Origin of the sequence: Pseudoalteromonas sp. TAB23 (assembly GCF_000498075.1) — a bacterium.
GTDB lineage: Bacteria > Pseudomonadota > Gammaproteobacteria > Enterobacterales > Alteromonadaceae > Pseudoalteromonas > Pseudoalteromonas arctica.
Genome location: NZ_AUTP01000254.1, coordinates 1 through 6545, shown reverse-complemented (window position 1 = coordinate 6545; position 6545 = coordinate 1). Strand labels below are relative to the sequence as shown.

General features: G+C 44.0%; 5 protein-coding genes and 1 pseudogene. 2 read left to right on the top strand and 4 right to left on the bottom strand.

Translation table 11 applies throughout. The features are described 5' to 3' along the window. Positions 1-64 precede the first annotated feature (64 nt). Positions 65-1233 (top strand): IS3 family transposase gene (locus tag L654_RS0115340; protein ID WP_139016089.1). Its coding sequence is split into 2 segments (ribosomal slippage): positions 65-341 and positions 341-1233, totalling 1170 coding nucleotides; the frame shifts between segments, so codons are not numbered across the junction. Between the two features lie 60 nt (positions 1234-1293). Next, entirely contained in the window at positions 1294-1596 is a 303-nt protein-coding gene (locus L654_RS0115335; RefSeq protein WP_007584337.1) for a hypothetical protein, read from the top strand. A gap of 138 nt (positions 1597-1734) precedes the next feature. On the opposite strand, the gene L654_RS0115330 is transcribed toward L654_RS0115335, so the two are convergent. The 4 genes and pseudogenes from L654_RS0115330 to L654_RS0115315 all read right to left on the bottom strand — a co-directional run. Next, on the bottom strand, positions 1735-3018 hold the full coding sequence (locus L654_RS0115330; protein WP_024608360.1) for an allantoate amidohydrolase: 1284 nt from the start codon (positions 3016-3018) through the stop codon (positions 1735-1737). Positions 3019-3031: 13 nt separating this feature from the next. Beyond that, a pseudogene (locus L654_RS0115325) lies at positions 3032-4238 on the bottom strand (alanine--glyoxylate aminotransferase family protein). Between the two features lie 3 nt (positions 4239-4241). Continuing rightward, positions 4242-5066: a sulfite exporter TauE/SafE family protein gene (locus L654_RS0115320; protein WP_024608359.1), complete on the bottom strand. Its 825-nt coding sequence runs from the start codon at positions 5064-5066 to the stop codon at positions 4242-4244. Further along, on the bottom strand, positions 5060-6545 hold a 1486-nt coding region (locus L654_RS0115315), incomplete at its 5' end, for a gamma-glutamyltransferase (protein WP_024608358.1). The genes L654_RS0115315 and L654_RS0115320, both read right to left, overlap by 7 nt.

Below are 6545 nucleotides of genomic sequence, written 5' to 3'. Positions count from 1 at the left end.
TGACGTGGTTTAATGGATTCGACTACCCCAGTTAAGAGATAATCAACTTAACTGGAGATCGATAATGACAAAACGTAAAAAGTATTCCAAAGAATTTAAACTTGATGCCATCGCATTAGTTGTTGAGCAAAACTACTCTCAAGCAGAAGCCTCTAGAAATTTAGGGGTAAATCCCAACATGCTTGGTCGGTGGATAAAAGAAGCTGAAAATGATGATGGGCAGGCTTTTAGAGGGAATGGTAATTTGACCCCTGAGCAAGAAGAGATCAGAGAGCTAAAAGCGCAAGTGAAACGCCTAGAAATGGAGCGTGAAATATTAAAAAAAGCGACGGTCTTCTTTGCCAAAGAAACGAAGTGAAATACTCGTTCATAACCCAATACAAGAAGACCTGGCCTGTGGCGGTAATGTGCCGAATACTGGGTGTAAAAAGTAACAATTACTATAGTTATCAAAAGCGATATTCAACTAAATCAGAGGATCCAACACATCAAGAAATGATTGATTGGGTCAAGGACATAGCGCACTTCAGTGATAATACTTACGGTGAAAGGCGTATTCAGAAAGTCTTAAATGCACTCGGTTTTCCGGTGAGCCGTCACAAAACAGCACAGTTAATGAAAGAGGCAAATGTCTGGGTGCGTTATAAAAAGAAATACAAAGTAACAACGAATAGTGACCATAACAAGCCTATTTATCCCAATGTACTTGAGCAAAACTTCAACGTTGAAGCCGCTGATCAAGCTTGGGTACAAGATATCACTTATGTTTGGACTGCAGAAGGTTGGTTATATCTGGCGGTAGTGATTGATTTATATTCGCGTAAAGTCGTTGGTTGGAGCATGGGCTCACGAATGAAAGCGCAGCTTGTCTGTGACGCACTGACTATGGCGATGTGGCAACGCCAACCCAAAGCAGGGTTGATTATCCATTCAGATCAAGGGGTTCAATATGCAAGCCATCAATATCGTAGATTGCTCAAGTCAAACGACTTCATTGGTAGCATGAGTAAGAAAGGTTGTTGCTGGGATAATGCTGTTGCAGAAAGCTTCTTCGGTAGTTTGAAGCAAGAGCGCGTGCATTGGAAAAATTACCCAACGCGTTATGAAGCTCAACAGGATGTAATGAATTACATCTGCATGTGGTACAACAGTCGTCGCTTACATTCGTACTTAAATTATCAAAGCCCAAATGACTTTGAAGAACGAACCGAAACATTAGATATGGTTTCTTAACTAGGGTGACTGAATTTAGTTGACCACGTCATAATTACATTTTCTGGGTATGGAGATCTGATGAGAAAATCCTTTGAATTTACCGTTAAATCAATCAAAGTTAAAATAATTAACTCTTGGTTTAGTGGTGCTAAATTATATGTGAATGGTGACTTACGAGATACTGACAAAACTTTGTTAGCTATTAGGAATAATACTTTACTATCTGCAAATTTAGGTGAGTTGGGTGTTCTAGAAATCAAGCCATTATCGGGGCTAATTACCGTTGAAATGGATGCATATTTGGTCAATGGTACAAACATTCAACATGTATATAGCTCACATAAACGCCTTAGCCTAAAAGAGCAAAGGGCAGCTCGATAAAGCTACTTTAAATAACGTATATTCCTGCGTTTTCCTGCATTTACCTGCCTTCAGTAATAACCTCCAAATGACTTTGAGGAGGTTTAAATTCCTAAGCATACCAAGTTAATCTATTTGGTTTACTCGATTCCTTTAAAATCACTCAAGCTCTTTCACATACAGTAAAAGCGCGCTGTACATTACACTGAGTGCCTTTGTTACATCGCTGTCGATAACCGCTTCTGCTGGGTGATGGCTTATACCGCCAGGGCTGCGTATAAACAACATGCCAACGGGACAAATTGGAGCGATTGCCATTGCATCGTGCCCTGCGCCTGAGGCAAGTGAAGGTGATGCTTGGTTATTGAGTTTACATGCGCTTGTAAATAAATGTTGAATAGTGGTGTCGCACGCAACGGCATCAGCGGCATGCGTCCATTGCCAATCGAGTGTTAAATTGCGTTTGCTTGCTATAGATTGAGCGCTGCTTTGTATGGCGCTTAGTAAGTTAGCGAGATCGGTGTCGCTTTGTGCACGTGCGTCTAGGCTTATGGTTGTTTTGCCTGCAATCACGTTTGTAGCCCCAGGGCGAGACTGTATTTGCCCTACGGTGGCAACTTCGCCATTTTTAGCATTACTTGCTAGTTTTTCAATTTCGGTTACTAATTCGGCGCAGCCTGCTAACGAATCCTGACGTAAATTCATAGGCGTAGTGCCTGCATGACCACTTTGCCCTGTTAGGGTAAGCATAGCGCGTTTAGCACCTGCTATAGCCGTTACTACTCCGAGCGCCTGATTAACCGATTCGAGCACCGGACCTTGTTCAATATGAGTTTCCCAGTAACCTAGTAATTCGTTTTTGTTTAGTGCGGCCTTTGCGTAGTCGTTGGGGTTTAAACCAAAGTCCAGCATGGCTTGGCGCATAGTTATGCCGTTTGTGTCTTCAATGTTTAGCCACTGTGGGTCAAATTCGTTAGCGAGGGCTTTTGAGCCAATTAAAGTTGTGGCAAAGCGGGTGCCTTCTTCATCGCAAAAGCCCACTACATCTAAATGAAAGGGCAGGTCGAGCTTTAACTTATGTGCAAGCGCTGCAATTTCTATCCCCAGTAGTACACCTAAAATACCATCAAACGCACCTGCGTTTGGTACGGTGTCGAGGTGCGATCCTATAATTAAACGTTTAGCATGTGGGTTTGATGATTTTAGTCGCCCCCAAAGGTTGCCCACTTCGTCTTGCCACGATTGCATGCCTGCCTCAACCATCCACGATGCAGTAACGGCGTTACACTCTTTGTGCTCTTTTGATAAGTACACGCGGTGAATACCGCCTTGCATTTGCGATAGTGCGCTGAGGGTTTTACAGCGAGATAAAGCGCGTGTTGCGTATTCATCAGCAAGTTCTTTGTCTAATAAAGGGCTGTGTTGTGGGCTTACAATCGTCATGCTAAATCCTTTTTTATTTATAGTGAGCAAGGGCGGCAATGGCGGNCTTTAGGGCCTTTGTAACCGTTGGCATGTAAGCAAGCGTCTAAGCTTGCAAGTGTTTGTAATACAGCATCTTTGCGGGCGTTGTAACCCATGGTGCCAATACGCCAAATTTTGCCATGCAGTGGCCCAAACGAGGTGCCAATTTCTATTCCAAAATCGGTTAGCATTTGTCCGCGCACGTGATCGGCATTAATGCCCTCGGGTATATAAACACCCAGTACGTTGTTCATTTTATGCGTTAAATCGCCAAATACATTTAAGCCGAGCGCTTGAATGCCTGTTAGCATGGCATCGCCATGTAATTTGTGGCGCGCTACGCAGTTATCCACGCCTTCTTCAATTACTATGCGGGCGCATTCTGAGGCGCAATACAGCATGCTGGTGGCTTCGGTATGATGATTTAGGCGCTCCTCTCCCCAGTAATTCATGATCATACCTAAATCAAAATAGTTAGAGCGCACAAAGGGTTCTGTGCCATCGGTATGATCGGCAGTGCGGATGCCTGCTTCTACCTTTTTACGTTTTTGGATCCACTCGGCGCATTTGTCGCTTAGTGTCAATGGCGCTGACCCAGAAGGTCCGCCTAAACACTTTTGTAGGCCAACAGAAAGTGCATCGAGTTTCCACTCATCGGCAGGNGAGGCGGTGGCATCGCAATAAAATAGTACATCGTGCTTTTGGCAAATATCGCCAATATGCTCAAGAGGTTGGTTCATGGTGGTGGATGTATCGCCTTGTACCATGGCAAGCACATGGGGTTTTACATCAACAATGGCTTTTTCGATTTGTTCTGGCGTAAACACTTCGCCCCACGGTACTTCTATTGTGTGCACCTTTGCGCCAACGCGTTCTGCTATTTCAGCAAGTAGGTGACCAAAACGCCCCATAATTGGCACTAGTACTTTATCGCCTGGGCGTAAAATTGAGCATAATACGGCTTCAATCCCTGCGCGCGATGTGCCATCTATTAGCATGGTCCATTCGTTTTTAGTTTTAAAAATTTCGCGGTAACGCGCCATGGTTTCGTTCATAAAACCGGTCATTACTGGGTCGTATTGACCTATAAGCTGCGCCGACATAGCACGTAAAACACGAGGATCTGCATTAATAGGGCCTGGTCCCATTAATAAACGCTGTGGTGGGTTTAAGGTTTGAACTTGCGTGTTATTAAACATATTTTAGGCTCCCAGAGTCTGAATGAGCATGCGAATGCCGGTTATCATTAAGACAACGGCAAAAGCGCGTTTTAGTTGTTTTTGATCCAGCTTGCTACCAATTTTTACGCCAATAGGTGCAAATAAAATAGTCAGCGGAATAATAAGGAAAAAGGCAGGGAGGTTAACCAACCCCCACGTACCTAGGGGAGCATCGGTTGGCGTTGTGCCAATACTTAATAAGGTAATAACACCTGGTAGCGCAATCAATAAACCAAAAACGGCCGCAGTTCCTACTGCAACATGGGCGCGTACATTAAATGCGTTTAGCATAGGTACGCCAATAGTACCGCCGCCTATGCCAATCATTACCGACAAACCACCTACAATACTTGCCATAACGCCTTGACCAAATTTACCTGGCAGTTGTTTTACAAGCGCGGGTGCGCCGGCTCTAAATAACATATTAAGGCTTACCAAAATGGCAATGCAGGCAAACATGAGCACTAATGCGTTACCGCGAACGGAATGAGCAATAATACTACCGACTACCGCCATAACTAATATAAACGGTGCCCAGTATTTTATTAGCGCAAGGTCAATATTTCCTTTGCTATGATGCGAGCGAATAGATGAAAGCGAAGTAGGTACTATGGTTGCAAGTGATGTGGCGGTGGCTATCATCATTGCCGACTCTGGGCTTACGCCAAAACCTTGCAGTAAAAAATACAGCACAGGTACGATAACAATACCGCCGCCTACACCAAAAAGTCCTGCTAAAATTCCGGCAAAAATACCGGTTGCTATTAAGGCCGCTACTATTGGCCATTGGTTTATTATTTCTAACATTGTGTTCCTGCTGTAGTTACTGTTGCACGTCCATCTGAACGAGGATCTGTTGCAGCTTCAAGGCTTGTAGGTGTATCTAAAATAGCCCCAGCGTGCCCCATCATTTCGCTATTATTATCAACGCTTACCCAATCGTGGTCACGTTGATTTAATTCATGTTCTATATGAAAAACTAACCCTTTTTCAATTTTTAAATTTGTACTTGTATCGCCCCATGTACGTCCAAGTAACCAACGAGGGTCGCTAATCGCTTGTTTTATTGATTTATTTCGCCATGCGTAGCCTGCAAAAACAGCGGCTTGAGTTTGTGGTTGCCCTTCTCCGCCCATTGTTCCGTAAGCAAGTCGACGACCATCGCTAAACTTTGCCATTGCTGGGTTAAGTGTATGAGCTGGCTTTTTATCTGGCGCAAGGGCGTTAATATTGTTACTCGCATCAATATCTTCATTGTTTAAACTAAAGCTTAAACCTCGGTTATTCCACACAAAGCCGCCTTCGCTCATTAGTATTCCGCTGCCAAATTCCCAGTAAATACTTTGAATAAAGCTTACTAATTGCCCGTTTTTATCTCTTGCAGCCATCCACACAGTATCGCCAGGCTCTGCGTTAAATGGCCATTTTTTGGCTTTACTCATATCAATATTGTTAGCAAGTTCGCTTAAGCGATTATCGGTTAGTGCGTTTTTATAATCGTCCCCTAATACTTCAGGGTCAGCCCAAAGAGTAGGGCGATGGGTAAAGCTTTGTTTAGTTGCCTCAACAATTAAGTGCGTCCAGTCGGCATCGGTTTTAGCTAAATGCTTTAACTTATTTACGGCACCAATTATTTGTAGTGAATGCACGCCCTGTGTTGGCGCGGGTAAGTTGTAGCAATCAATACCTGATAAGTTAGCATTTAGCGCAGTAACTACCTCGGCTTTAGTATTTGCAATGTCACCTGCGGTAATTGAGCTGCCTGCTTTTGCTAAGTCTGCGGCAAATGAGTTGGCAAGTGCGCCTTCATAAAATGCGTTTAAACCATGTTTTGCTAGGTATTCAAACGTTGCTGCAAGTTTAGGGTTTTTAAAATGTTGACCTGCTTGTAAGGGCTTGCCATTAGGTATGTAGAGGCTTTTAAACGCGTCATTAGTATTGTTAACAGCGGCTAGCTTTTCGCAGCCTGCTTGCAAGCTTTTTGTAACGGTAAAGCCCTCGCGAGCAAGGTCAATAGCGGGTGCTAAAATTTTTGACAGTGGTAGTGCTGCGTGCTCATCTAGTTCAAGCGCCTTTTGCCAACCGCGAATTGTACCCGCTTGAGTTAGTGCGCTTAATCCGCCGCGCTCTGGTATTTGCGTGAGCGAGTTATACGCCGTTGTATTAGTTGCTGCGCGGCCGCAGGCGTCAATAGCGGTAGGCGTTTTTTGGTTTGGGTTATCGATAAGCCAAAAGCTGTCGCCACCAATTGAGTTCATATGTGGATATACAACGCTAATAGCAGCG

Excerpts from the sequence above, each read along its gene's own strand:
- L654_RS0115330 (WP_024608360.1), bottom strand. The coding sequence starts at position 3,018 with ATGACGATTGTAAGCCCACAACACAGCCCTTTATTAGACAAAGAACTT.
- L654_RS0115335 (WP_007584337.1), top strand. The coding sequence starts at position 1,294 with ATGAGAAAATCCTTTGAATTTACCGTTAAATCAATCAAAGTTAAAATA.
- L654_RS0115320 (WP_024608359.1), bottom strand. The coding sequence starts at position 5,066 with ATGTTAGAAATAATAAACCAATGGCCAATAGTAGCGGCCTTAATAGCA.